Source organism: Azospira inquinata (assembly GCF_018905915.1).
In the GTDB taxonomy this organism is placed as follows: Bacteria; Pseudomonadota; Gammaproteobacteria; order Burkholderiales; family Rhodocyclaceae; genus Azospira; species Azospira inquinata.
Genome location: NZ_CP064782.1, coordinates 2,581,818 through 2,607,984, shown reverse-complemented (window position 1 = coordinate 2,607,984; position 26,167 = coordinate 2,581,818). Strand labels below are relative to the sequence as shown.

General features: G+C 64.6%; 22 protein-coding genes and 1 riboswitch. Of the genes, 3 read left to right on the top strand and 19 right to left on the bottom strand.

Annotation, left to right across the window (positions count from 1 at the left end; all coding sequences use genetic code 11):
* Positions 1-210 precede the first annotated feature (210 nt).
* Positions 211-1,362, top strand: coding sequence for an ABC transporter substrate-binding protein (locus Azoinq_RS11925; RefSeq protein WP_216128796.1), 1,152 nt, complete (start codon positions 211-213; stop codon positions 1,360-1,362).
* A gap of 107 nt (positions 1,363-1,469) precedes the next feature.
* Here Azoinq_RS11925 and Azoinq_RS11920 read toward each other — a convergent pair whose 3' ends face one another.
* The 19 genes from Azoinq_RS11920 to aroC form a co-directional block, all read right to left on the bottom strand.
* Positions 1,470-2,657, bottom strand: coding sequence for an O-succinylhomoserine sulfhydrylase (locus Azoinq_RS11920; RefSeq protein ID WP_216128798.1), 1,188 nt, complete (start codon positions 2,655-2,657; stop codon positions 1,470-1,472).
* Positions 2,658-2,730: 73 nt separating this feature from the next.
* A riboswitch (SAM riboswitch) is annotated at positions 2,731-2,808 on the bottom strand.
* Between the two features lie 25 nt (positions 2,809-2,833).
* Entirely contained in the window at positions 2,834-4,381 is a 1,548-nt protein-coding gene (gene purF, locus Azoinq_RS11915; protein WP_216128800.1) for an amidophosphoribosyltransferase, read from the bottom strand.
* 47 nt (positions 4,382-4,428) lie between these two features.
* A complete protein-coding gene (locus Azoinq_RS11910; protein ID WP_216128802.1) occupies positions 4,429-4,923 on the bottom strand; it encodes a CvpA family protein in 495 nt (164 codons plus the stop codon).
* A gap of 12 nt (positions 4,924-4,935) precedes the next feature.
* Positions 4,936-5,883 (bottom strand): SPOR domain-containing protein, encoded by a 948-nt coding sequence (locus Azoinq_RS11905; RefSeq protein WP_216128804.1) that lies wholly within the window; start codon positions 5,881-5,883, stop codon positions 4,936-4,938.
* A 12-nt stretch (positions 5,884-5,895) separates the two neighbouring features.
* Positions 5,896-7,221 carry a bifunctional tetrahydrofolate synthase/dihydrofolate synthase gene (folC, locus tag Azoinq_RS11900; protein WP_216128806.1) on the bottom strand — a complete coding sequence of 442 codons (1,326 nt, stop codon included), beginning with the start codon at positions 7,219-7,221 and terminating at the stop codon, positions 5,896-5,898.
* Positions 7,222-7,280: 59 nt separating this feature from the next.
* A complete protein-coding gene (gene accD / locus Azoinq_RS11895; RefSeq protein ID WP_216128808.1) occupies positions 7,281-8,147 on the bottom strand; it encodes an acetyl-CoA carboxylase, carboxyltransferase subunit beta in 867 nt (288 codons plus the stop codon).
* A 150-nt stretch (positions 8,148-8,297) separates the two neighbouring features.
* Complete coding sequence (gene trpA / locus Azoinq_RS11890) at positions 8,298-9,101, bottom strand: tryptophan synthase subunit alpha (protein ID WP_216128810.1); 804 nt, start codon at positions 9,099-9,101, stop codon at positions 8,298-8,300.
* Positions 9,102-9,103: 2 nt separating this feature from the next.
* Positions 9,104-10,306 (bottom strand): tryptophan synthase subunit beta, encoded by a 1,203-nt coding sequence (gene trpB, locus Azoinq_RS11885; protein WP_216128812.1) that lies wholly within the window; start codon positions 10,304-10,306, stop codon positions 9,104-9,106.
* A 150-nt stretch (positions 10,307-10,456) separates the two neighbouring features.
* Positions 10,457-11,095, bottom strand: a complete 639-nt coding sequence (locus Azoinq_RS11880; RefSeq protein WP_408627068.1) for a phosphoribosylanthranilate isomerase — start codon at positions 11,093-11,095, stop codon at positions 10,457-10,459.
* The gene (gene truA / locus Azoinq_RS11875) at positions 11,092-11,919 is read right to left on the bottom strand and encodes a tRNA pseudouridine(38-40) synthase TruA (protein WP_216128815.1); all 828 of its coding nucleotides are present in this window, start codon (positions 11,917-11,919) and stop codon (positions 11,092-11,094) included. Before truA ends, Azoinq_RS11880 begins: the two co-directional genes overlap by 4 nt.
* A complete protein-coding gene (locus Azoinq_RS11870) occupies positions 11,916-12,530 on the bottom strand; it encodes an energy-coupling factor transporter transmembrane component T (RefSeq protein ID WP_216128818.1) in 615 nt (204 codons plus the stop codon). The genes truA and Azoinq_RS11870 overlap by 4 nt, the downstream gene beginning before the upstream one ends.
* A 146-nt stretch (positions 12,531-12,676) precedes the next feature.
* Positions 12,677-15,595, bottom strand: a complete 2,919-nt coding sequence (locus Azoinq_RS11865) for a FimV/HubP family polar landmark protein (protein WP_216128820.1) — start codon at positions 15,593-15,595, stop codon at positions 12,677-12,679.
* Between the two features lie 219 nt (positions 15,596-15,814).
* Entirely contained in the window at positions 15,815-16,948 is a 1,134-nt protein-coding gene (asd, locus tag Azoinq_RS11860; protein ID WP_216128822.1) for an aspartate-semialdehyde dehydrogenase, read from the bottom strand.
* A 104-nt stretch (positions 16,949-17,052) separates the two neighbouring features.
* A complete protein-coding gene (gene leuB, locus Azoinq_RS11855) occupies positions 17,053-18,111 on the bottom strand; it encodes a 3-isopropylmalate dehydrogenase (RefSeq protein ID WP_216128824.1) in 1,059 nt (352 codons plus the stop codon).
* A gap of 75 nt (positions 18,112-18,186) precedes the next feature.
* On the bottom strand, positions 18,187-18,825 hold the full coding sequence (gene leuD / locus Azoinq_RS11850; RefSeq protein ID WP_216128826.1) for a 3-isopropylmalate dehydratase small subunit: 639 nt from the start codon (positions 18,823-18,825) through the stop codon (positions 18,187-18,189).
* Entirely contained in the window at positions 18,825-18,947 is a 123-nt protein-coding gene (locus tag Azoinq_RS11845; RefSeq protein WP_216128828.1) for an entericidin A/B family lipoprotein, read from the bottom strand. The genes leuD and Azoinq_RS11845 overlap by 1 nt, the downstream gene beginning before the upstream one ends.
* Before the next feature lie 17 nt (positions 18,948-18,964).
* Positions 18,965-20,371 (bottom strand): 3-isopropylmalate dehydratase large subunit, encoded by a 1,407-nt coding sequence (gene leuC, locus Azoinq_RS11840; RefSeq protein ID WP_216128830.1) that lies wholly within the window; start codon positions 20,369-20,371, stop codon positions 18,965-18,967.
* A 151-nt stretch (positions 20,372-20,522) separates the two neighbouring features.
* A complete protein-coding gene (locus tag Azoinq_RS11835) occupies positions 20,523-21,680 on the bottom strand; it encodes an MFS transporter (RefSeq protein WP_216128832.1) in 1,158 nt (385 codons plus the stop codon).
* Positions 21,681-21,823: 143 nt separating this feature from the next.
* Complete coding sequence (gene aroC / locus Azoinq_RS11830) at positions 21,824-22,921, bottom strand: chorismate synthase (protein ID WP_216128834.1); 1,098 nt, start codon at positions 22,919-22,921, stop codon at positions 21,824-21,826.
* 51 nt (positions 22,922-22,972) lie between these two features.
* Here aroC and Azoinq_RS11825 point away from each other — a divergent pair, with 51 nt between their 5' ends.
* Positions 22,973-23,128: a hypothetical protein gene (locus Azoinq_RS11825; RefSeq protein WP_216128837.1), complete on the top strand. Its 156-nt coding sequence runs from the start codon at positions 22,973-22,975 to the stop codon at positions 23,126-23,128.
* A gap of 377 nt (positions 23,129-23,505) precedes the next feature.
* Entirely contained in the window at positions 23,506-26,127 is a 2,622-nt protein-coding gene (gene pepN / locus Azoinq_RS11820) for an aminopeptidase N (RefSeq protein WP_332460828.1), read from the top strand.
* Positions 26,128-26,167 lie beyond the last annotated feature (40 nt).

The window sequence follows — 26,167 nt, the reverse complement described above, 5'->3', positions numbered from 1 at the left end:
TCCCCACCTTTGCTGCCCGGAATGAAGCGGCAAGACCCGGGTAAATGGGCCAGGGGGAAGGGGGGCTCGGAGCGGGCGGCGCCTCGCCCTCGCCTAGGCCCTTACCCCGCCTTCCTGGCTTTCTGCCCGCCCCCTCATTGTGCATCGCAATACCCCTGCAATCTGCCCCTGTTAGGGTAGCGCCCCTTATCCCTGCGACCTGGAGTCTCCATGTCCTCCCTTGCTACTCTGGCCCGGCGCTGGCGTCACTGGCTGCCCCGGGCCCTCCTCCTCACCCTGGGGGCGGCCAGCCTGCCCGTACCTGCCCACACCGCCGAATCCCAGACCCTTCGGGTCATGCAGGCAGCGGACCTGACCGGTCTGGGGGCGGATTTTGGCCGGGACTACACCACCGGGGCCAAGGTTTATTTTGACTATGTGAACGGCAACGGAGGCATCAACGGCCGCCGCATCGTCTATCGCTACAAGGATTCGGGGGGCTCGCCCCAGCGCAGCGTGGCGGAGGCCCGGGATTTCCTCCGGGACGGGGCGGATGTGCTGTTCGGCTTCACCGGGGACGACACGGTGGCGGCTTTGGCCCGGGACAGCGGTATCCGGGCCGCCGGAGTCCCCCTCTTTGCCCCGGTGGCCGGGGCCTCCCCCGTGGGGCCCAAGGAGGGGGTGTATTTTCTGCGTAGCGACCTGGGCCAGGAAATCCGCGCCCTGGTCTCCCATCTCACCACCGTGGGGGTGAAAAGCTTCGGCGTGGCGGCCACGGACGATGATTACGGCCGCAATGCGGTGCGCCTCCTGGAAGGGGAACTCAAGGCCCACCAAGCCCGGCTCCTGGGCCGGGCCCACATGAGCCTCCAGGGGGACGGGCCGGACCGGGCCGCCCAGGAGCTGCTCCGCTCCCGGCCCCAGGCCGTGCTGGTCCTGGCGGATACCCTGGCCGTGGCCCAGTTCGTCAAACGCTACCGGGCGGCAGACCCGGGGGCCTTTCTCTGCGCCCCCTCCCAGGTCAATGTGCGCACCCTGATCAGCATTGTGGGCCCCCAGACGGCCCGGGGCCTGATCGTCACCCAGGTGGTGCCCGACCCCCACGCCATTCTCCCGGTGACCCGGGAACATGTGAAGCTGATGGGCATCTACACGGACGAGCCCGTGTCCCAGGCCACTCTGGAAGGATTTCTCGCCGCCAAGGCCCTGGTGCAGAGCCTGCGCCGCACCCGGGACCTGTCCCATAGCGGCATCCAGCAGGCCCTGCGGGAATCAGGCCGCCTGGACCTGGGAGGCTTTAACCTGAACTTCGGCAAAAGCCCTCGCCCCTCCAACTTCGTAGAAGTGACCGTGGTGAGCCGCAATGGCCAGCTGCTGCGTTGATCGGCAAGGCGGCATCGGAACGGCCCGCCCTGTCGCCCTGTCGCCCTGTCGCCCAATAAAAAACCGCCTCTAGGGCGGTTTTTTATTGGGTATTCCCGGAACCGTCTTCAGGCGGCATCCAGCCCCCGGGACAGGTCGGCCTGGAGGTCTTCCAGGGCTTCCAGGCCCACGGCGACCCGCAGCAGGCCATCGGAAATGCCTGCCGCCGCCCGGGCTTCCGGACTGATACGGCCATGGGTGGTGGTAGCGGGGTGGGTGATGGTGGTCTTCACATCCCCCAGATTGCCCGTAATGGACAGCAGGCGGCAGGAATCCACCACCTTCCAGGCCCCTTCCCGCCCCCCTTTGACCTCAAAGGAAAGAATGGCGCCCCCGGTCTTTTGCTGGCGCTGGGCCAGGGCGTGCTGGGGATGGGACTCCAGCCCCGGGTAATAGACCCGGGCCACCTGGGGATGGGCTTCCAGCCACCGGGCCAGGGCCAGGGCGTTGGCGGACTGGCTGAAGAGGCGGATTTTCAGGGTTTCCAGGCCCTTGGCCAGCACCCAGGCATTGAAGGCGGAGAGGGTGGGACCGGCGGTACGCAAAAATTTATACACCTCGTCGGTGAGGGCTTTGGGGCCTACTACCGCGCCCCCCAGCACCCGGCCCTGGCCATCCAAATATTTGGTGGCGGAATGGACCACCAGGTCCGCCCCCAGGGCCAGGGGCTGTTGCAACACCGGGCTACAGAAGCAGTTATCCACCGCCAGAAGAATGCCGTGGGCGTGGGCCAGTTCGGCCAGGCCGGCGATGTCCCCCACTTCGGTCAGGGGATTGGAAGGGGTTTCCAGGAAAAAGAGCCGTGTTTCTGGACGAATGGCAGCTTCCCAGGCCCCCGGGTCCGTGGCCGGCACAAAGGTGGTGGTGACGCCGAACCGGCTCATGATATTGCCGAAGAGCTGGATGGTGGAGCCGAACAGGCTAGCGGAGGCCACGATGTGGTCCCCGGCCTTGAGGTGCGCCATGACCAGGGAGAGGATGGCGGACATGCCGCTGGCCGTGGCCACCGCGGCTTCGCCCCCTTCCAGGGCCGCCAGCCGTTCCTGGAACAGGCTCACCGTGGGATTGGAGAAGCGGGAATAAACGCAGCCTTCGTCTTCCCCGGCAAAGCGGGCCGCCGCCTGGGCGGCGCTTTCGAAGACAAAGCTGGAGGTGAGATAGAGGGCTTCGCTGTGTTCGTTGAACTGGCTGCGCTGGGTTCCGGCCCGGATGGCCAGGGTGTCCTGTTGCCAGGAATTCTGTTCTTGGTTGTCCATCGTTTTCTCTGTCGCTGAGGTCACATAAAACGAAAAGCCCGCCAGGGCCAAAAGCCAAAGCGGGCTTGAAACGGTGGGCTGTTTCCGGCGCGCTTTAGCGGTATTTGTGAGGCGCCCGCAAGCTGTCGGTCAAATCGGCGCCGTGGATTGAATGCTAGAACCGGACGGGCTTCAGGTCAACGCTCCGCCCCGGCTTCGTTATCCACCAGATTCAGGTCCATCTGCTGGGAAGCGCTGCTGTCTTCTTCCCCGCTGCCAGCCTTGGCCTTAGTGCCCCGGCCGTTTTCCACCTGATCCAAATATTCGGCGGTCACGTCCCCGGTAATGTACTTGCCGTCGAAACAGGAAGTATCGAAGCAGGTCAAAGCCGGATTGAGGGCCCGAACCGAATCCTTCAGGGCGTCCAGATCCTGATACACCAGGGCGTCCGCCCCGATTTCCTTGGCGATTTCCTCGTCGTTGCGACCGGTGGCGATCAGCTCGGCCCGGGTCGGCATATCGATGCCGTACACGTTGGGGTAACGCACGGGGGGCGCAGCGGAGGCGAAATAAACTTTGAGGGCCCCGGCAGCCCGGGCCATTTCCACGATTTCCCGGCTGGTAGTGCCCCGCACGATGGAATCATCCACCAGCAGGACCCGCTTGCCCTTGAATTCCTGGGAAATGGAATTGAGCTTCTGGCGCACGCTCTTTTTCCGGGTGGATTGGCCCGGCATGATGAAGGTGCGGCCGATATAGCGGTTTTTCACAAAACCTTCCCGGTAGGGCCGCTTCAGGGCCTTGGCCAGCTGCATGGCGGAGGGCCGGGAGGAATCGGGGATGGGAATGACCACGTCGATGTCCGCCGGGTCCATGCACTGGCGGATTTTGTCCGCCAGGAATTCCCCCATGCGTAGCCGGGTCTCATAGACGGAGACCCCGTCAATGACGGAATCGGGCCGGGCCAGATAGACGTATTCGAAAATACAGGGAGCGTAGGCGGGCTTGTCAGCGCACTGGTGGCTGGACAGGTTGCGTTCCTGGTCGATGAACACCGCTTCCCCGGGGGCCACGTCCCGCATCACTTCAAAGCCCAGGGTGTCCAGGGCCACGGATTCGGAGGCGATCAGGTATTCGGTGCCGGCAGGGGTCACATTGCGGCCAATGACCAGGGGACGGATGCCGTAAGGGTCCCGGAAGGCCAGCAGGCCATAACCGGCAATCAGGGCCACCACGGCGTAGGCGCCTCGCACCCGGCGATGGACCCCGGCCACGGCCCGGAAAATGGTGTCCGTATCCAGACGCACACCCTTGGCCGCCGCTTGCAGCTCGTGGGCCAGCACGTTGAGCAGCACTTCCGAGTCGGAATTGGTATTCACATGGCGCAGGTCCTGCTCAAACATTTCCTGGCGCAGTTCGGCGGAATTGGTCAGGTTGCCGTTGTGGCCCAGCACAATGCCGAAGGGGGAATTGACGTAGAAAGGCTGGGCTTCCGCGAAATTGAAAGCGGAACCGGCCGTGGGATAACGGCAATGGGCGATCCCCGCATTGCCCGGCAAGGCCCGCATATTGCGGGTGCGGAATACGTCCCGCACCAGCCCCGGTCCTTTGTGCATGTGAAAAGTGTTGCCTTCGGCCGTGGCGATGCCCGCCGCGTCCTGGCCCCGGTGCTGGAGCACCATGAGACCATCGTAAAGCAACTGGTTAACCGGCGTGGTTGCGACAACCCCGAGAATACCGCACATAGAGACACCACCTGTCAGTTACAAAACTATTTCGCCGGCAGCCCAGGCTACCGGTACTTAATCCGCTTGGCCATGGTTTCCGGCAGCCAGGGTTTGCTCATCAGGACCGCCGTTTCAAAGGGGGGCGCCAGCTTGGCCTCCACCCACCAGTGCTGCTTGGGCAGGGAGGTCATGCCCCCCACGGCCACCAGCAGAAAAACGATCAGGGCGCCCCGTCCCAGGCCGAACAGCACCCCCAGGAAACGGTCCGCCACGCTTAAGCCCAGGGCTTTGACCAGACCTTGAACGGCCAGGCGCAGGAGGGCCAGCAAAATCAGGACGCCGACAAAAACCGCCACATAACCGGCCACCAGCCGCCACACCGGGTCTTTGACCGCGTGGCTGAAAAAGGTCTCCCCCATTTCCGGGCCGAAGCCTTTGGCCGCCAGAAAGGCGATGACCCAGGCCAGGAGGGCCACCAGTTCGCCGATGACACCGCGCCAGAGGCCCAACAACAGGGACGCCGCCAGAATAGCCAGGGTGGCGTAATCAAAAAAAGTCATGAAAAGCGCGTCTTACTTCCCGGCAATGACGCCGCCCACACCGATTTTCTTCATCTTTTCCAGGGCCTTTTCCGCCGCTTCCCTGCTCGGGAAGGGACCGGCCCGCACCCGGGTCTTGGTGCCCTGGGCGGAGTTCATGGTTTCCGTGTAGGTTTTCACCCCCACTTCGGCCAGCTTGCTCTGGAGATTTTTCACATTGGCCGCATTGGCGAAGGAACCGATGAGAATTACTTGGGAACCGCTACCGGAGGCGCTGGAGGAAGCCGCCGAGGCGCTCTCTTCCTTGCCCCCCAGGATGGCGGCGGCCCGCTTGGCGTCCGCATCGGCCTTGGTCTTGGATTTGTCGGCGCCCTTATCCGAAGCTTTGTCCTTGTCGGGTTTATCGGCCTTGGCTTTGTCTGCCTTATCCGCCTTATCTTTGGCTGCCTTGTCGGCTTTTTCGGCTTTGTCCTTCTCCGCCTTGTCAGCCTTATCCTTCTGGGCCTTGTCCTTTTCCGCCTGGGCTTTTTTATCGGCGGCCTTTTTGTCCGCCGCTTTTTTGTCGGCGGCTGCCTTGTCCGCCGCAGCTTTATCCATCGCCTTGGCCTTGGCATCCTTATCAACGGGCTTATCCACCTTGGCTTCCGGCGCCACCTTGGCGACCGGGGCAGGCGCCGGGGCCGGTTCTGGGGGCGGAGTTGGGGTGGTGGCGGGAGCCGGAGCGGGTTCGGCCGCTGGCGCGGGGGTGGGCTCGGCAGGGGCCACCAGGGGCACGGCGGCGGGGGCCACCGGGGCCTTCAGGGCGGGCTGATCCTGACCGGGGATGCGGATCTGCACATCCGGGTTGGGGGGCGGCGGCGCCTGATCCATCACCAGGGGCAGCACAATGGCGGCAAAGGCCACAAAGGCCACTGCCCCCACCAGGCGGCGCCTGGCGCGTTTCTTCAGTTGCAACTGGGCGTCGCTTTCGGTGACTTGCATGCCCGCTTTCCCTTAGCTCCTGGCGTGGCGATCGGCCAGCCGGGGCAGTACCCCGGCCACGGTGTGGAACGATCCGAAAACCAGGATTCTATCATTCTCTCCCGCCCGCTTCAGAGCCTCCTGATAGGCCGCCGCCGGATCGGGGAATTTTTCCACCTCGCCCCCCAGTCCGGCCACCGCCTCCGCCAGCACCTCCGCCTTGGCTCCCCGGGGGACCGCCAGGTCCGCCAGGAGCCAGCGATCCACCTTGCCCTTGAGGCAGGCCAGGGTGGTAGGAATGTCCTTATCCGCCAACATGCCCACCACGCCCCAGGTGTGGTCGAAAAATCCCATGGAGCCCAGATTGTCCGCCAGCACGGCGGCGGCCTGGGGATTGTGGGCCACATCCAGGACCAGGGCCGGTTTCCCCGGCAGCACCTGGAAGCGCCCGGTAAGCTCGGTTTCGATCAGGCCCTGGCGAATCGCCCCCATGGTCACGGGCAGACGCTCCCGCAGGCATTCCAGGGCCGTCAGGGCGGTACTGGCGTTGGCCAACTGGGCGCTGCCCCGTAAGCCCGGATAGGCCAGGGTGCGGCGCAACAGCTCGGCCTGGGCCCCTTCCCGGGCCGGAAAGCGGCACCAGTAGCGCCATTGCAGCCGTTCTTCCTGGGTCTTTTCATAGCCGTAGTCCCGCCCCAGGAGGCGCAGATCGGTGCCCAGGGCGGCGGCCTGGTCCAGCAGGCTTTGGGGGGGCTTGGGGTCGCCGCAGACGGCGGGCTTGCCGGGGCGGAAAATCCCCGCCTTTTCCCGACCGATATGTTCCCGGGTGGGGCCCAACCAGTCCGTGTGATCCAGGGCGATGCCGGTCACCACGGAGACATCCGGCTCATACACATTTACCGCATCCAGGCGGCCTCCCAGGCCCACTTCCAGGATCAGGGCTTCCACCCCGGCGGCGGCGAATACTTCCCAGGCCGCCAGGGTGCCGAATTCAAAATAGGTCAGGTGTTCCTCACCCCGGGCCGCCTCCACCCGGGCGAAGGCGGCGCAGAGGGCGTCTTCGGCCACTTCCTGGCCGCCCACCCGCACCCGCTCGGTGTAGCGCAACAAATGGGGGGAGGTATAACAGCCCACCTTGTAACCGGCCCGGTCCAGCATGGCCTCCAGGTAGGCGCACACCGAGCCCTTGCCGTTGGTCCCCCCCACCAGGATGAGGGGGCAGAAGGGCGTCTGGCCCAGGCGCTCCTTGACCCGACGGATGCGCTCCAGGCCCAGCTCGATCCCGGCCTGACCCTTGGGATGGAGGGATTCCAGATGTTGCAGCCAAGCAGAAAGGTCGGAGGAGGCGGTAAGGGACACGGGAGACTCGCAAAAAAGAAGGGAGGGAAAATCCCTCCCCGGCAATACGGAAAACAGGATCAGGCGGCCGCAGGCAGCTTTTGCAGCAAGGTCAGGAGGGCGGCGATTCTATCCCGCATTTCCCGACGATCCACGATCATGTCGATAGCGCCCTTTTCCACCAGGAATTCGGAGCGCTGGAAGCCTTCCGGCAGGGTTTCCCGCACCGTCTGCTCAATCACCCGGGGACCGGCAAAGCCAATCAGAGCCTTGGGTTCGGCCATGACCACATCCCCCAGGAAGGCAAAGGAGGCGGACACCCCCCCCATGGTGGGATCGGTAAGCACGGAAATGAAGGGCAGCCCGGCTTCCGACAGCTTGGTCAGGGCAGCGGTGGTTTTGGCCATCTGCATCAGGGAAAACAGGCCTTCCTGCATCCGGGCCCCGCCGGAAGCGGTGACGCAGATGAAAGGCGTCTTCTGCTCCAGGGCCGTACGCACGCCCCGGACAAACCGTTCCCCCAGCACCGAGCCCATGGAACCGCCCATGAAATCGAATTCAAAACAGGCCACCACCACGGGCAGGGTCTTGATGGCTCCCTGCATGACCACCAGGGAATCCGTTTCCCCCGTGTCTTCCGTGGCGGCATGGAGGCGTTCCGGATAACGGCGGCTGTCCTTGAACTTCAGGCTGTCCATGGGCAGCACCTCGGCACCGATCTCGAACCGGCCTTCCGGGTCCAGCAGCAGGTCCAGCCGGGCCCGGGAAGAGAGCCGGTGGTGGTGTCCGCACTTGGGACAGACGTTGAGATTGTTTTCCAGGTCCGAGGCATAAAGGACGGCCTCGCACGCCGGGCACTTGCGCCACAGCCCTTCCGGCAGATTGGAACGGTGGGGGGCACCCTCCCGTTTGATCTTAGGCGGCAGGAGTTTCTGCAACCAGCTCATGTCGTTCTCCTTGTTTAGGCCGACGGGGCGTCGCTTGTGGCGATCCGTCGGCTCCGTTGCCTTGATGGGCCTTGCATTCGGCGGGGCACCTGGCGGGCGCCCCGCCCCTTGAAACACGGGTACTACAACCGCTTACTTCCTTTCCCAGTCTTAGGCCTTGACCCCATCCACGCCCCGGCGCAATTCCGCCACCAGGGCCCGGACCTTGACCAGGGGGTCTTCCGGATTTTTTTCCATTTCCTCAATGATCCGGCTGCCTACCACCACGGCATCGGCAAAGGCCCCAATGGCCCCCGCCGTAGCCGCGTCCCGGATACCGAACCCTACCCCCACGGGCAGGCCAGTCTTTTCCCGGATGTGGGGAATACGGGCCGCCACCTCGTCCAGATTGAGCTTGGCGGAGCCGGTCACTCCCTTGAGGGAGACGTAATAGACGTAGCCCCGGGCGATGGCCGCCACCTGGGCAATGCGGGCATCCGTGGAGGTAGGGGCCAGGAGGTAGATGGGGTCCATGCCCTGGGCCGCCATGGCCCGGGCGAATTCCCCGCTTTCCTCCGGGGTGTAATCCACCACCAGCACCCCGTCCACCCCGGCCCCGTGGGCGGCTTGGGTGAAGGCTTCCGCCCCCATGGCTTCAATGGGGTTGGCATATCCCATGAGCACCACCGGGGTCTGGCTGTCCTGACGGCGAAATTCGGCCACCAGGGCGAGCACCTGGGTGAGGCTCATGCCTTTGGCCAGAGCCCGTTCGGAAGCCCGCTGGATGGTGGGACCGTCGGCCATGGGATCGGAAAAGGGCACCCCCAGCTCGATAATGTCCGCCCCGGCTTCCACCAGGGTGTGCATCAGGGACACGGTGAGGGACGGATCCGGGTCCCCGGCGGTAACGAAGGGAATGAGCGCCTTGCGGCCCTGGGCCTTGAGGCGGGTAAAAGTGTCTTGAATGCGGGCCATGATCAGAACTTGATTCCGGATTTTTCGGCCACGGTATGCATGTCCTTGTCGCCCCGGCCGGAGAGATTGACGAGCAGAACTTTGTCCTTGGGCAGGGTCGGCGCCAGCTTGGCCGCGTAGGCCAAGGCGTGGGACGATTCCAGGGCGGGAATGATGCCTTCCAGGCGGCACAGCTTGTGGAAGGCATCCAGGGCTTCTTCATCCGTAATGCCCACGTACTGGGCCCGGCCCGTATCCTTCAGCCAGGCGTGTTCCGGCCCGACCCCGGGGTAATCCAGACCGGCGGAAATGGAATGGGTTTCCGTGATCTGACCGTTGGCGTCCTGGAGCAGATAGGTCCGGTTGCCATGCAGCACCCCGGGCTTACCGGCGGACAGGGAAGCGGCGTGACGCCCCGTTTCCAGGCCGTCCCCAGCCGCTTCCACCCCAATCAGCTTGACGTCCTCATGGGGAATGTAGGGATAGAAAATACCCATGGCGTTGGAACCGCCGCCGACCGCCGCAATCACGTAATCGGGCTGACGGCCAATCATTTCGGGCATCTGCACCAGGGCTTCGGTGCCGATCACGGACTGGAAGTCCCGCACCATCATGGGATAGGGATGGGGACCGGCCACGGTGCCGATAATGTAGAAGGTGTTTTCCACATTGGTCACCCAGTCCCGCATAGCCTCGTTCAGAGCGTCCTTCAAGGTCTTGGAGCCGGACTCCACGGGCACCACGGAGGCCCCCAGAAGTTTCATGCGATAGACGTTCTGGGCCTGGCGCTTCACGTCCTCGCTGCCCATATAGACCACACATTCCATGCCGTAGCGGGCGGCCACGGTGGCGCTGGCCACCCCGTGCTGACCGGCGCCGGTTTCGGCGATGATCCGGGGCTTACCCATGCGCCGGGCCAGCAGGGCCTGGCCGATGCAGTTATTTACCTTGTGGGCACCGGTGTGGTTCAGGTCTTCCCGCTTCAGATAAATCTGGGCGCCACCGAGGATTTCGGACCAGCGCTTGGCGTGGAAAACCGGGCTGGGGCGGCCCACGTAGTGCTTCAATTCGTAGGCGAATTCGGCCTGGAAGGCCGGGTCCTGCTGGGCTGCGGCATAGGCCTGGTTCAACTCGGCCAGGGCCGCCACCAGGGTTTCGGACACAAAACTACCGCCGTAGGGGCCGAAATGGCCCTGGGCGTCTGGCAAATTGTAGGGACTGGACATCACACACTCCTGAGAAAAAAGGGAAAAGCAAAGGCTACCGCCCGGGGCTTTGCCCGGAACGGCCCGTTTCCCTTTCAGGGGTGATCGGCCACATGCCGACGCCAGAAATTGCGGGTGATACCACCCGGAGTTTTGCGCATAGCTTCCGTCTTAATCTCCATCCGGACCGGCCGCCCGGTCAGCCGCCCTGACCGCCGCCACAAAGGCTTGGATCTTGGCCCGGTCCTTGATCCCTTTGGCCTGTTCCACCCCGGAGGACACATCCACTGCCTGGGGCTTTAAGCGGGCCAGGGCCTGGCCCACATTGTCCGGGTCCAGGCCGCCGGAAAGCACCAGGGGCTTGCCCAGATGGGCGGGCACCAGGGTCCAGTCAAAGGTCTTGCCGCCTCCCCCGTAGCCCTGGACAAAGGCGTCCAGCAAAATGCCCTGGGCGGAAGGATAGGCCGCCGCGTATTGTACCAAATCCAGTTCCGGCCTCACCCGGGCGGCCTTGAGATAGGGGCGGTGAAAGCTCCGGCAAAGGGCTTCCGTCTCGTCCCCGTGGAACTGGAGCAGGCCCAAGGGCACCTGGGCCAGCACGGCCTCCACCGCCTCCGGCGCCGGATTCACGAACAGGCCCACGGCCGTCACAAAGGGGGGCAGCCGGGCCACCAGGGCCGCCGCCGCTTCCGGCGCCACATAGCGGGGACTGGGGGGATAGAAGACGAAGCCGATGGCGTCGGCCCCGGCAGCCACGGCCCCATCCACGTCCTCCCCCCGGGTCAGGCCACAAATCTTAATGCGGGTCATAAACACACTCCCGGGAAAAGGTCGGGTAATTCCCCTGCCACCGTGGGGGGCAGGCCCCAGCGGTCTTCGTAATCCACCCCCACCAGATACAGGCCAGCGGCGGCAAAGGTGGGGGCAGCCAGGGAACGGTCCCGGGCCGCCAGCACCTCCCCAATCCAGGCCGGGGGATGTTTGCCGTTGCCCACATAGACCAGGCTGCCCACCAGATTACGCACCATATGGTGGAGGAAAGCAGAAGCCCAGAAATCGAAAATCAGCCAGTCCCCGTGACGCTGAACCCGGGCCTGGCGCAGTATTTTTATGGGGGATTTAGCCTGGCATTCGGAGGCCCGGAAGGCAGTGAAATCGTGCTTCCCCAGGAGATAGGCACAGGCCTGATCCATCACCTCCGCATCCAGGGGACCGTGGTACCAGCCGGCCCGCCCCCGAGCCAGGGCGGGGCGCACCGGCCGGTTAATGAGCAGATAGCGGTAATGACGACCCCAGGCGGAAAAGCGGGCGTGGAAATCCCCCGGCACCACCCGGGCCCAGCGCACCGCCACCCCGTCGGGCAGCAGGGCATTTACCCCCCGCACCCAGGCCGTGTCCGGTCGCTTGGCGGCGGTATCGAAATGGATGACCTGGACCGTGGCATGGACCCCCGCATCCGTACGCCCGGCACAACTCACCTGAATCTTCCCGTCCCCGATGGTGGATAGGGCGGATTCCAGGGCATCCTGGACTCCCACCCCGCCAGGCTGGGATTGCCAGCCGCGAAACGCGGCCCCGTCGTATTCCAGACCCAGGGCAATGCGGCGGGTGGGGGCAAGGGCGTTCGTGCTCATGCCAACACCAGTCCCAAAGCGCCGGCGCCCAGCAGCCCCAGACAGGCCATATCCCCAGAGGACAGGGGATGGGCGGCCACTTCCAGGCGGGTCAGCCCGGTAGGCTCCGGCTCCCGCAACAGTTCCCGCCATTGGCCCCGGGGCCGGGGTCCAGCCCCCTCTTCCAAAACCAGCAACAGACGGACCAGGGCCTGGGTCGCCCCCCTCCCCAGCTGGCCCCGGGGCGCCAGCAAGGGCAGGAGGCCGGTGGCAATAGCCGCCGGCGGGGTGGTGGCCAGCAGCCCGGCCACTGCCGCCAGCATGGCGCACAGCCGCCCCCCCTGTTCCAGGCCCAGAATCAGGCCTTCCCGGCTAACCCAGGGCAGCCCGGCGAACCAGGAATCCCCCGGCGTCCCAAGGACAAAAAACAGCACCAGGGACGCAAGCAAAAACCGGCTGCGCCGCAGCAGGACCAGGTATTGACGCCCCACCCGGGGCCAGGCCAGGGGCCACAGGGCCAGGAGCAACAGTCCGGGCCAGGGCGCCCATTGGACGGCCAGGGCCACCCAGACGCAGGCGGCCAGGCGGACCAGGGGGTGGGGGGGCAGGAAAGAAGAAAGGGGACGCAACATAGGTCAAACGGAGCACAGGGGAAAGGGGCACCGACGGTAGGCGCCCCGTTTCAGGAGGTCAGACTGTAAAACAAAACGCCGCCGTCCGTAAGGACCGCGGCGTCCCGAATCTTTCCCCGGCCCGGCAGGGCCAGGGAAAGCCAGACTCAGGCGCTCACCAGGGTCATGAGTTCCTGGGCCTTTTGCTGCTGTTCTTCGTTGCCTTCGGAAAGCACTTCCTGGAGCAGTTCCCGGGCCCCTTCCTTGTCCCCCATTTCTTCGTAGGCTTTGGCCAGATCCAGCTTGGTCGCCACTTCCTGGTAATGGGGGTCTTCCCCTTCGGCCTCCCCTTCTTCTTCCGCCCCGGTTTCCGGCCCAGGGGCCTCGGGTACGGCAGCTTCAGGAGCAGGTGCAGGTGCTTCCGCTTCAGGGGTCGGCGCTTGGGTCAGGTCCGCCCCCAGTTCGGGCAGCACCAGGGTGTCATCCGGGTTTTTGTCCAAGTCCAGGTCAATGCCGGAAAGGTCGAAAGCCGGGGCATTGGTCCCCGCCACCAGGGTTTCATCCCCCAGGGGCACCTCTTCTTCCCCTTCCGGTCCTTCAGGCAGGGTGAGGTCGATTTTTTCTTCCAGAGGCGGCAGCGCCTCATCCGCCGGCGCGGCCACGGGGGTATCCAGGTCAAAGTCCAGCACAGGGCTGGCAGGGGCGGGCGCGGCTTCTTCCACCCCAGCAGGAGCTTCCACCGGCAGTTCGGGAACGGCAGGCGCCTCGGGCACGGCTTCCACCGGCGGCGGCAGCTGGAAGTCCAGGGCGTTGGGCAAATCCACTTCCGGTTCGGCCGCAGCTTCGTCTGTCGGAACCTCGGGGGCCCCCAGGTCCAGATTGAAGTCCAGACCGTTGTCCAAATCCACGGGCGCCTGGGTCACCGGCCCGGCGGCAGCAGGGCTGGCGGTCTCGGCCTCAGCGGGGGCGGGCTCGTTCAGGCTGTCCAGACCCAGGTCGAAATCCAGGCTGACCGGCGCTTCGTCCGCTGCGGGGGCAGGGGTGCCCGCGTCCGCCGGGCGAATGGCCGTATCTGCCAGATCGGCCTCGGGGGTGGCAGGGACTTCCGGCGCCAGGGCCTGGAAGTCGTCCGCCACGGGAGGCACGGCCAGGGCCGGGGTTTCCGGGGCTTTGCCACCGTAAAGGGGATTGGAGGGATCCAGCTTGAGGCCCATGGCCGCCGCCTTTTCCCATTCCGCCCCGGCGCCGCCGCTCTGGGCATACAACTCGCTGGCCAGGGTTTCGAACTGCTTCACCGCCTTACGGTTGGCGTAAATTTCCAGCAGCTTGAGGTGGATGGCAAAGCGCTTGGGATCCTTCTGCATGGCTTCCAGGAGGATTTCTTCCGCCTGGGCGTCCCGGCCGTAGGCCATGTACACATCGGCTTCCGCCACCGGATCCACTTCGTCCGTGTCGATGGTGCCGGGCCCGGCTTGACTGAAATCCGTGGCCGGAGTGTTGGAGGTATCCACGCTCTGGCCCCCCGTGCTCTTAAACACGGAATTGGCCCCCAGGCTGGGCTGGGAAAGGGAGGAATCGGCGGCGCTGTCCGGCGCCAGGGAAACGCTCTCCCCATCGCTCTTGGCTCGCCGCCGACGCAGCACGGCAATAGCTCCCAGACCCAGTACCACGGCCCCGGCCCCACCCAGCACCAGGGGATTGTCCAACAGGTCGTCCACCAGGCTGGGTTCTTCCGGAGGCGGAGGAGGCGGTGCCTTGGGTTTGGGCGGCGTCACCGGCTTGGGCGGCGTGGCAGGTTTGGCGGCTTCCGGGGGCACGCTGGCTTCCGGCTTGGCAGCTTCCGTGGAAGTTTCCGGGACAGCGGTGCTGGGCTTCACAGCCGCATCCGCCTGGGGCTTGGGCGCCGGGGCGGGTTCGGCGGGCTTGGCCGGAGCCGGTGCGGGAGTCGGCGCCTGGGGCTTGGCGCTGGCCTGCTTTTGCAGGTCCGCCAAGTTCTGGTTCTTCATTTCCAGGAGCTTTTTCAGCTCACTCACATTCTTTTCCAGGGCCGCGATGCGCTCATTGGCGTCCATCAGGGCCTTGTTGGCGGCCACCTTGTCTTCCACCCCGGGCTTGGCTCCGGCGGCGCCGGCACCATGGCTGTCGGTCTTGGAAAGACGGACCTGGTCCTTGTTCTGGTTGGCGGGGGCGGCCTTGTCATCCACCTTGGCACTCACCTTGCCTCCAGCGGACTGGCTGGTGTTTTCATCCCGGGCGGGGGCCTGGGTGGCCGCAGCGGCCAGCTTGCGACGGTAGGCGTTCCAGTTGGAAGACTGGGCGAGGACGATCTTTTTCGCTTCGGCAGGGGAAACCTGGGTCAGGGCGCCCTTTTCCGGCACAGAAAGAATACGACCGGCCTTCAGCCGGTTCATATTGCCCCCTTCAAAGGCCCCCTTGTTGGCCTGGTACAGGCCCACCAGCATCTGCTCCAGGGAAACCCCTTCCGGCTGGGTTTGGGCGGCGATTTGATGCAGGGTTTCGCCCCGCTTTACCTTGTGGCTGGCGGCGGCACTGGCTTCCGGAGCAGGAGCGGGCGCCGGGGCGGGAGCGGCGCTCCCCTCCTCCGCCACCCGGGGCTTGTTCCGGGTATGGACCTGGACCTTGGCCGGAGCGGTCATGGCCACGGGAGCCTCGGTCCGGGTCACCCGGGCCGGGCTGCGGGCTTCCACGGTAGCCACCTGGGTGGCGGCCTTGGCCCCCACTTCCGGAGGATCCAGGAGGAAGGTGTATTCCCGGGTGAGACGGCCGGAGCTCCAATTCACTTCCACCAACATGTCCATGAAGGGATCGTTGATGGTGTGATCGGAGGTAATGCGGATCACCGCCCGTCCGTCATTTTTCTTATCCAGGGCGAAATGCAATCCGCTCAGGGAAGTGGTGTATTCCAACCCGGCGTCCTGGAAGGATTCCCGGGAGGCCAGACGGGCGGTCATTTTTTCCAGTTCCGCCTTGGTGGCCGACACCTCCACCTCAGCCCGCAAGGGCTGCCCCAGGCCGGACAAGACGGTGATTTTCCCCAAACCCGCCGCATTGGCGGCGAACGGCATACACGCAAGTGCGGTAGCCAGCAGCGAGGCTCGTATTTTCATAGTCGAATATTTAGTTTTTGCCACGGCGCCACCCTGAGCGTCCAATTGGAATAAGCAAAATAACATCATGCAGTTAGCGGTGCAAGCTAACCTGCATTATCAGCTTACTCCCCTCCCCTCATAAAACAAACCGGGGACGCTCCCCGGTTTGTTTTATGCCATACAACATAGACCTGCTCAGGCCGTCAGCAAAATACCCAGCATGCGGCGCAGGGGCTCGGCGGCCCCCCACAGCAGCTGGTCGCCCACGGTGAAAGCAGCCAAATAGTCCGGCCCCATGGCCATCTTGTGCAGACGGCCCACGGGTACGGACAGGGTTCCGGTTACGGCGGCGGGGGTCAGCTCCCGCTCGGTGATTTCCCGTTCGTTGGGTACCACCTTCACCCACTGGTTGGCCCCGGCGATGATCTGGGACACTTCATCCAGGGGCACATCCTTTTTGAGCTTGATGGTCAGGCCCTGGGAGTGGCAGCGCATGGAGCTGATGCGCACGCACAGACCGTCGATGGGAATGCTGCCCGGGGTACGGAAGGCCGGATTGCCGAGAATCTTGTTGCATTCCGCCCCCCCCTTCCATTCTTCCTTGGACTGCCCCTCCGCCACCGGCACGTCGATCCAGGGGATCAGGCTGCCCGCCAGGGGGGTGTTGCGGAAATTTTTCTTGGGCAGAGCGTCGGAACGGATGGCGGCGGCCACCTTGCGGTCAATGTCCAGAATGGCGGCAGCCGGATCGGCCAGCTGATCCGCCACGGCGGCATGGATGTAGCCCATCTGGGCAATCAGTTCCCGCATATTCTGGGCTCCGGCACCGGAGGCGGCCTGATAGGTCATGGCTGACACCCACTCCACCAGCCCGTGCTGGAAGAGGCCGCCCAGGCCCATGAGCATGAGGGACACGGTGCAGTTGCCGCCGATCCAGTTCTTGCCGCCCTTGGCCAGGGCGTCCAGGATCACCGACTTATTCACCGGGTCCAGCACAATCACCGCATCTTCCGCCATGCGCAGGGTGGAAGCGGCATCGATCCAGTGACCTTGCCAGCCCGCCGCCCGCAGTTGGGGGAAAATTTCCTTGGTGTAATCGCCCCCTTGGCAGGTGACGATAATGTCCATGGCCTTCAGGGCTTCGATGGACTTGGCGTCCTGCAAGGGCAGGGCGGCTTCTTTGCCGCCGAAGGCCGGCGCCTTGCCACCGGCGTTGGACGTGGAGAAATAGACCGGTTCGATGGCGGCGAAGTCTCCTTCTTCCACCATGCGTTGCATCAGCACGGAACCCACCATGCCACGCCAACCTACCAGACCGACTCGCTTCATGTTCAACCTCGAAAAACCGAAAAATTAAGACCCGGATCCCCGGACGTCAAAGGCGCTCCGAACGCCCCGCCCCAAGGACGGCGCGCCCGACCGAGAGGGAGAGCTTACAGGGCGGCCAGCACCGCGTCACCCATTTCCCGGGTGCCCACTTTCCGGGTCCCGGCTTCGTACAGGTCGCCGGTGCGATAACCCTGGGCCAGCACCTGCTTCACCGCCCCTTCCACCTTGCTGGCGGCTTCTTCCAGATTGAAGGTGTAACGCAGCATCATGGCGGCAGACAGAATCATGGCCAGGGGATTGGCGATGCCCTTGCCGGCGATATCCGGAGCGGAACCGTGGGAGGGTTCGTAGAGGCCCTTGTTGTTGGCGTCCAGGGAGGCGGAGGGCAACATGCCGATGGAACCGGTGAGCATGGAGGCTTCGTCGGAAAGAATGTCGCCGAACATGTTGCCCGTGACCACCACGTCAAATTGCTTGGGGGCCCGCACCAACTGCATGGCGGCGTTATCCACCAGCATGTGGGTAAGCTGGACGTCCGGGTACTGGGGCGCCAGTTCATTCATCACATCCCGCCACAGCTGGGTGGTTTCCAGCACATTCATCTTATCCACGGAGCAGAGCCGCTTATTGCGCTTCTGGGCGGCTTCAAAAGCCACCTTGCCGATGCGGCGGATTTCCGATTCGCTGTAGTGCATGGTGTTGAAGCCGAACCGTTCCCCGTCCCGCATTTCGATGCCCCGGGGCTGGCCGAAATAGATGTCCCCGGTGAGTTCCCGGACGATCAGGATGTCCAGCCCGGCCACCACTTCCGGCTTCAGGGTGGAGGCATTGGCCAGTTCCGGGTAAAGGATGGCGGGACGCAGGTTAGCGAACAGGCCCAGGCCCTTGCGGATGCCCAAGAGGCCCCGTTCCGGACGCTGTTCCCGGGGCAGGCTGTCCCACTTGGGACCACCCACGGCGGCCAGCAGCACCGCATCCGCTTCCTTGGCCAGCTTTTCCGTGGCTTCCGGGAAAGGCTTACCCGTGGCATCCACGGCGGCGCCGCCCAGCAGAGCTTCTTCCATTTCAAAGCCCAGATCCAGGGCCTGCAACACCCGCACGGCTTCCGCCATAATTTCAGGACCGATGCCGTCACCGGGCAACACACAGATTTTTTTGCTCATCTTTTCTCACCACCTAAAAGCCGAAAACCGGCCCCGCCCCAGGGGCGACAGGCCGGTCCCGGCGGTTATGGACGATCAGGCGAACAGCCAGGGCTGTTCGACCCGGCGACGTTCCTCGAAGGCTTTGATTTCGTCGGCGTGACGCAGGGTCAGGCCAATGTCGTCCCAGCCGTTCAACAGACATTCCTTGCGGAAGGGGTCCACCTGGAAGGGAATGGCATGGCCGTCGGGGCGGATCACCTTTTGCTGGGCCAGGTCCACCGTCACTTTGAAGCCCGGGGTGTATTCGGTGAGACCGAACAGGGCGTCGATTTCCGCTTTTGGCAGGACGATGGGCAGAATGCCGTTCTTGAAGCAGTTGTTGAAGAAAATGTCCGCGTAGGACTCGGCCAGGATGACCCGGAAGCCGTAGTCCAGCAGGGCCCAGGGGGCGTGTTCCCGGGAAGAGCCGCAGCCGAAGTTGGCCCGGGTCAGGAGCACGGAAGCGCCCTGGTAGCGGGCCTGATTAAGGACGAAATTGGGGTTCAGGGGGCGCTTGGAATTGTCCATGCCCGGTTCCCCATGGTCCATGTAGCGCCATTCGTCAAAGGCGTTGGGGCCGAAGCCGGAACGCTTGATGGACTTGAGGAACTGCTTGGGGATGATCGCATCCGTATCCACGTTGTTGCGGTCCAGGGGCGCCACCAGCCCGTCCAGCTTGGTAAATGCTTGCATCACTTGGTCGCCTTTTGAATTGCTTCACCGCCCTTTTCGATGTCCTGGCCCAGGCCGTGCACCGTGTTGCAACCGGCCAGGAAAAAGGAAAGGGTCACCAGCAAGAGGGTCAAAGTTTTCATACGCCAGGCTCCTCGGCTCAAAGAATATCCCGCACATCGGCAAAATGGCCGGCAATGCCCGCCGCCGCCGCCATGGCCGGGCTCACCAGATGGGTGCGTCCGCCCGGGCCTTGGCGGCCCTCGAAATTACGGTTGGAGGTGGACGCGCAGCGTTCCCCCGGTTCCAGCTTGTCCGCATTCATGGCCAGGCACATGGAACAGCCCGGTTCCCGCCATTCAAAACCAGCGGCGACAAAAATCTTATCCAGGCCTTCCGCTTCCGCCTGACGCTTGACCAGACCGGAACCCGGCACCACCAGGGCCAGTTTCACGTTGTCCGCCTTGCGACGGCCCCGCACCACGGCGGCGGCCTGACGCAGATCCTCAATGCGGGAATTGGTGCAGGAGCCGATGAAGACCTTGTCGATCTTAATGCTCTGCATGGGCAGATTGGGGGTGAGGCCCATGTATTGCAGGGCCCGCTCCATGCCTTCCCGCTTCACCGGATCGGTTTCCTTGGCCGGATCGGGCACATTGGCGCCGATGCCCACCACCATTTCCGGTGACGTTCCCCAGGTCACCTGGGGGGTAATGTCTTCCGCCCGCAGATCCACCACCCGGTCAAAGCTGGCGCCGTCGTCGGACTTCAGGGTGCGCCAGTGGGCCACCGCCTTGTCCCAGATTTCGCCCTTGGGAGCGAAGGGGCGATCCTTCAGGTATTCGATGGTGGTGTCATCCACCGCCACAAACCCCATGCGGGCGCCCCCTTCGATGGCCATGTTGCAAAGGGTCATACGCCCTTCCATGGACAGGCCCCGAATGGCGGAACCGGCGAATTCAATGGCATAGCCCGTGCCGCCGGCTGTGCCGATTTTGCCGATAATGGCCAGGGCCACGTCCTTGGCGGTAACGCCCTTGCCCAGGCGGCCTTCCACCCGAACCTGCATGGCCTTGGATTTCTTCTGAATCAGACATTGGGTGGCCAGCACATGTTCCACTTCGGAGGTACCGATGCCGTGGGCCATACAGGCGAAGGCGCCGTGGGTGGAGGTATGGGAGTCACCGCAAACCACGGTCATGCCGGGCAGGGTGGCGCCATTTTCCGGGCCCACCACGTGGACGATGCCTTGCCGGGGGTCCTTGAAGGGCCAGTAGGCCAGGGCGCCCGCTTCCCGAATGTTATGGTCCAGGGTTTCCACCTGTTGCCGGGAAACCGGGTCCTGAATGCCCAGATCCCAATGGTTGGTCGGGGTGTTGTGGTCGGCCGTGGCGACAATGGAGGAAACCCGCCACGGCTTGCGCCCGGCCAGCTTCAGACCTTCAAAGGCCTGGGGACTGGTGACTTCGTGGACCAGATGACGGTCGATGTAAATCAGCGCGGTTCCATCCGCTTCCTGATGGACCACATGACTCTGCCAGAGCTTGTCGTAGAGGGTTTGGGGCATTTTGAGTACTTTTCGTTGGAATGAACCAGTAAAACCCGTAATGTTATAGCAAAAGTCCTAGCATCTGCCGATTTCCCCGGCCAAAACCCCCTCCAGCTAGGGAAATCCCTAGGCATTTTCCGCCCCATTTCCCCCAGGTCTAGCCCGGGTTTCAGCGGGCCCCTTCTCCTTCCCCATCCCGGACCCAAAGGGCCACCAGGGCCCAGCCCAGCAGGGCAAACAGGGCACTTAAGCTAAAGGTCCAGGCCGGCCCCCAGGCCGTCCAGGTCCAGCCGCTTACCACGCTGCCCAGTAGCCCACCGGCACCGAAGGACAGGGCCGAATAAAGGGCCTGGCCCCGGGCCTGGCACTGACCGGGAAACCAGCGGTTGATGGCGCTGATGGAAACCCCGTGATGGGCCCCGAAGGTCAGGCCGTGGCAGGTCTGGGCCAGGAGCAGCACCACCAGCCAGCCGGCGCCCCAACCGATGGCAACAAAGCGCAGCACCGCCGCAGCAAAGGCCAGCAGCAGCAAAAAACGCAGACTGAAGCGCTTGAGCAGGCGGTGCAGAAAATAGAAAACACCAATTTCCACCACCACCCCCAGGGACCACAGCAGGCCCACCAGGGTCTTGCTATAGCCGTGTTCGGTGAGGTGAATGGAATAAAAGACGTAATAGGCCCCGTGGGCCGCCGACATGCAGAAGGCCGCCCCCAGCAGAGCCCGCACCCGGGGCTGGGCCAGCACCGCCTTGAGGGAGACCGCCGTCCCCTTGCGCACCATTCCCCGGCCTTCCGGCACCACCAGGGAAAAGAGGAACACCCCACTCATCAGCACCAGAAAGGCCGTGGGCACCACCCAGGGACCGGCGTGGTCGAGCCAGGCTCCCACCCCCAGAACGGTGACGATAAAGCCCACCGAACCCCACAGGCGAATCCGGCTATAGCCCTGGGGATGGGCCCCCAGGTGGTTGAACACCAGGGTTTCCATGAGGGGCAGGGAGGCGGCCCAAAAGAAGGAGAGCAGGCCCACGGCCCCCAGCAGGGGCCAGGGAGTCCGAGCGTAGTAAAGGCCGGTGACCGCCAGCACACTGACCCCGGCGGCCAGACGCACCAGGGAAATACGCCGGGCCTGACGGTCCGCCAGCCAGCCCCAGAACGCCGGGGCGAACATGCGCATGAGCTGCATCTGCCCCGCCACCAAGCCAATATCCCAGGCCGACAGGGAAAGGGATTTCAGGTACAGACTGAAATAGGGGGAAAAGACGCCGATGAAGGCAAAGTGGCAGAAGTAGTAGCCGGACAGGCGCCAGTACAGGGAGGCAGGCAAGACGGACTCGAGGCAAAGAATCGGGGCAAAAAGGGCAAAGCCCACAAGGCAGAACGGCAACGGCTAAGGGAAGGGGCGTTCCCGCCCCAGCCCCGTGGCGCAACGCTAAACCCCCGGCCCGACGGCGACCGGGGCTCGCCCCCTTAAACCCGGCCCGGAATCACCGGGGTGGGGCTCACCACGTCGCCGCACTGGGCCCGGTGGCGCAGGGCGTGGTCCATGAGCACCAGGGCCAGCATGGCTTCCGCCACCGGGGTGGCCCGAATGCCCACGCAGGGGTCGTGACGGCCCTGGGTCGCCACTTCCACCGGCTCCCCTTGGAGATTGATGGAGCGGCGGGGCTGGGCGATGGAGGAAGTGGGCTTGATGGCCATATTCACCACAATGTCCTGGCCCGTGGAAATGCCCCCCAACACCCCCCCCGCGTTATTGGAGAGAAAACCCTGGGGCGTCAATTCGTCCCCATGTTCGCTGCCCTTCTGGGCCACGGCGGCGAAACCGGCACCGATTTCCACCCCCTTCACCGCATTGATGCCCATCATGGCGTAGGCGATTTCCGCGTCCAGCCGGTCATAGACCGGTTCTCCCCAGCCCGGGGGCACCCCGGTGGCGGTCACCGTAATCTGGGCCCCCACCGAATCCAGGGCCTTGCGCAGCTGGTCCATGTAGGCTTCCAGCTCGGGCAGAATGGCCGCATCAGGGGCAAAAAAAGCATTCTGATCGATCTGGGCCGGGTCCGTGAAGGGAATCTGGATCGGCCCTAGAGCCGACATCCAGCCCCGCACCGTGACCCCGTAACGTTCCTTCAGCCATTTTTTGGCAATGGCCCCGGCCGCCACCCGCACCGCCGTTTCCCGGGCGGAGGAACGACCGCCGCCCCGGTAATCCCGAAAGCCGTATTTCTGGGTATAGCCGTAGTCCGCATGGCCGGGCCGGAAGGTGGTGGCGATATTGCCGTAATCCTTGCTGCGCTGATCCTGGTTACGGATCAGAAGGCCGATGGGGGTTCCCGTGGTCTTGCCTTCGAACACCCCGGAAAGAATTTCCACCGTGTCCGGCTCCCGGCGCTGGGTCACATGGCGGGACGTGCCCGGCTTGCGCCGGTCCAGCTCCGCCTGAATATCCGCTTCACACAGGGCCAGCCCGGGAGGGCAGCCATCCACCACGCAGCCGATGGCCGGGCCGTGGGATTCGCCGAAGGAGGTGACGGTAAACAGGGTGCCGATGGTATTGCCAGACATGGGGGGAAGGGGAGGCTAAAATGGCCTTGAAGTTTAACACAGCGCCCCCCCATGAAAGCCAAGCCCCCCTCCCCCACTTCGCCCCGCCGCCGGTCCGACTTTCCGACCCCGGCTTGGCAAAATCCCCGCTTGCAGGGGGACAACCGCTGGCAGCGGGTAGTGCGCTATGGCTGGGACAAAGGGGGCGCCAAGGGCGGGCGACGCTAAAGGCCCTGGCAAACGCCCGGACAGGCAGTCGAAACCAATCCTTCCGCGCTTTCCTGAGGCCATGGCCCGGCCTTCCCCCTGCCCCGACGGCGCCCCTGCCCTCCCCGCGCTCCCCCGTTGGCCCTTCCCAGGGGCGAACTCCGAGGTCTAAAGCCGGTCCCATCCCCAGAGAATTGGGGGCAGCGGCTTGGCAAACGCTCCGGCTTGGGATAAATCTAGACGCCGTACCGGCCCGTTCCCACGGGAATCTGCCGCGCCCCCCCAACGCCGGGGGTGGCCAGCCTCCCTGGACTAGCCGAACCCTGCCGGTCCGGCCTGGGCCCCGGCCCCAGGGCCGCCCCCTGCATTGAATTAATTGAATTCACAGAAAAGAAGCCATGATGCGTACTGAAACCCCTACCCCCATTTATCTCAAGGATTACACCCCGCCCCCCTTCCTGGTGGACACGGTCACCATGGACGTGGATATCCGTCCCGAAGGCACCCTGGTCACCACCACCCAGACCTGCCGCCGCAATCCGGCGGCCGCCCCGGGCCTCCCCCTGGTGTTGGACGGGGAGGACCTGGAAACCCTGGCCGTGGTGCTGGACGGTCGCCTGCTCGCCCAGCAGGATTACCAACTGGACGGGGAAAGCCTGACCCTTTCCGGCCTGCCGGACCAATTCACCCTGGAAACCCGGGTGCGCATCCAGCCGGACCAGAACACCCAGCTTTCCGGCTTTTACCGCAGCAAGAACGGCTATTTCACCCAATGCGAAGCCCAGGGCTTCCGCCGCATCACCTGGTTCCAGGACCGGCCCGATGTGATGGCCCGCTACACCGTGACCCTGCACGGGGACAAAGCCACCTATCCGGAACTGCTCGCCAACGGTAATCCGGTGACCCGGGGCGAGGAAGACGGCGGTCGCCATTTCGCCACCTGGGAAGACCCCTTCAAAAAGCCCAGCTACCTGTTCGCCATGGTGGCGGCCCACCTGGAGGTGCTACGGGACCGGTACACCACCGCCTCTGGCCGGGAAGTGCAGCTGGCCGTGTTCGTGGAACCGGGCAAGCTAGACCAGTGCGACCACGCCATGGCCGCCCTGAAAAAAGCCATGGCCTGGGACGAGGAACGCTTCGGCCTGGAATGTGACCTGGACCACTACATGATCGTGGCCGTGGGGGATTTCAACATGGGGGCCATGGAAAACAAGGGCCTCAACATTTTCAACACCAAATACGTGCTGGCCCGGCCGGACGTGGCCACGGACGGGGATTTTGAAAATATCGACCGGGTCGTCACCCACGAGTATTGCCACAACTGGACCGGGGACCGGGTCACCTGCCGGGACTGGTTCCAGCTCACCCTGAAGGAAGGCCTGACCGTCTTCCGGGATCAGGAATTCGGCTTTGACCGGCACAATCCCACGGTGGCCCGCATCCGGGAAGTGCGGGGCCTGCGGGCGGCCCAGTACCCGGAAGACGCGGGCCCCATGGCCCACCCCATCCGGCCCCGGGTCTATGAGGAAATCAACAACTTTTACACCGCCACGGTCTATGAAAAAGGCGCGGAAGTGATCCGCATGATCCAGACCCTGGTGGGCCGAGACGGCTTCCGCAAGGGCTTGGACCTCTACTTCCAGCGCCACGACGGCCAGGCCGTGACCTGCGAGGATTTTGTCGCTGCCATGGCAGACGCCAACGGCTACGATTTCGCCCCCTTCATGACCTGGTATCACCAAGCCGGCACTCCCCGGCTCCAGGCCCGGGGCCAGTATGATGGGGCCGCCCAGCGCTACACCCTGACCCTGCGCCAGCTGCCCCCGGAAGGCGGCCAGCCCTACCTGATGCCCGTGGCCCTGGGCCTGGTGGGCCCGGACGGCCAGGACATGGACCTGGGGGGCGGCGCCACCACCCGGGTGCTGGAACTTTCCGCCCTGGAACAGAGCTTCGTCTTCGAAGCCATTCCGGCGGCCCCGGTGCCCTCCCTGCTGCGCAATTTCTCCGCCCCGGTGATTCTGGAGGCGGAATACAGCGACGCCCAGCTCACCCATTTGCTGGCCCACGACAGCGATCCCTTCAATCGCTGGGAAGCGGGGCAACGCCTCTACGGCCACCTGATTCTGGACGCCATCCGGCACATCACCCAGGGCGTAGCGCCCCAGTGGCCAGAGAGCGTGGCGGCCGCCGCCCGGGCCGTGCTCACCGCCCCGGACGCGGACCCGGCCTTTATCACCGAAGCCCTGACCCTGCCCACGGAGGCCACCCTGGCGGAAGCCATGGGCCAGGTCCAGCCGGAAGCCCTCCACGCCGCCCGCAACGGCCTGCGCCGCTTCCTGGCGGAAAACCTGGAGAGTGAGCTGCTGGCCCGCTACCGGGCCCTCCATGACGGCAAGGCCTACACCATCGACAGCCCGGCCATGGCCCGCCGCGCCCTGAAAAATTGCTGTCTGGCCTACCTCAATGAACTGGACGATCCCCGCTACGGGGAACTGGCCAAGGCCCAGTTCGACGGGGCCGACAACATGACCGACCAGTTCGCCGCCCTGGCCGTCCTGGTCAATGCCCTGGCCCCCGCCGCCCGGGCCTTGGGGGAAACGGCCCTGGCCCAGTTCCGGGAACGCTGGAAGGACGAAGCCCTGGTCATGGACAAATGGCTCTCCGTCCAGGCCACCAGCCGCCAACCCGACGTTCTGGAGCGGGTACGGGCCCTCACCGCCCACCCGGCCTTCGACGCCGCCAATCCCAACAAAATTTACGCCCTGATCCGTAGCTTTGGCGCCAACCACCGGCATTTCCACGCCGCCGACGGCAGCGGCTACCGCTTTATCGCCGCATGGATCTGCCGCCTGGACCCGAAAAATCCCCAGGTCGCCTCCCGCCTGGCCCGCTGCTTTGATCGCTGGAAAAAGTTCGACCCAGCCCACCAGGCCCACGCCCAGGCCGCCCTCCGGGACATCCTGACCCAGGCCGGGCTGTCAGCGGATGTGCGGGAAGTGGTGGGCAAGGCTTTGCAGTAAATCTCGTATAAAAAGCCGGAGCCCCTTACTGGCTCCGGCT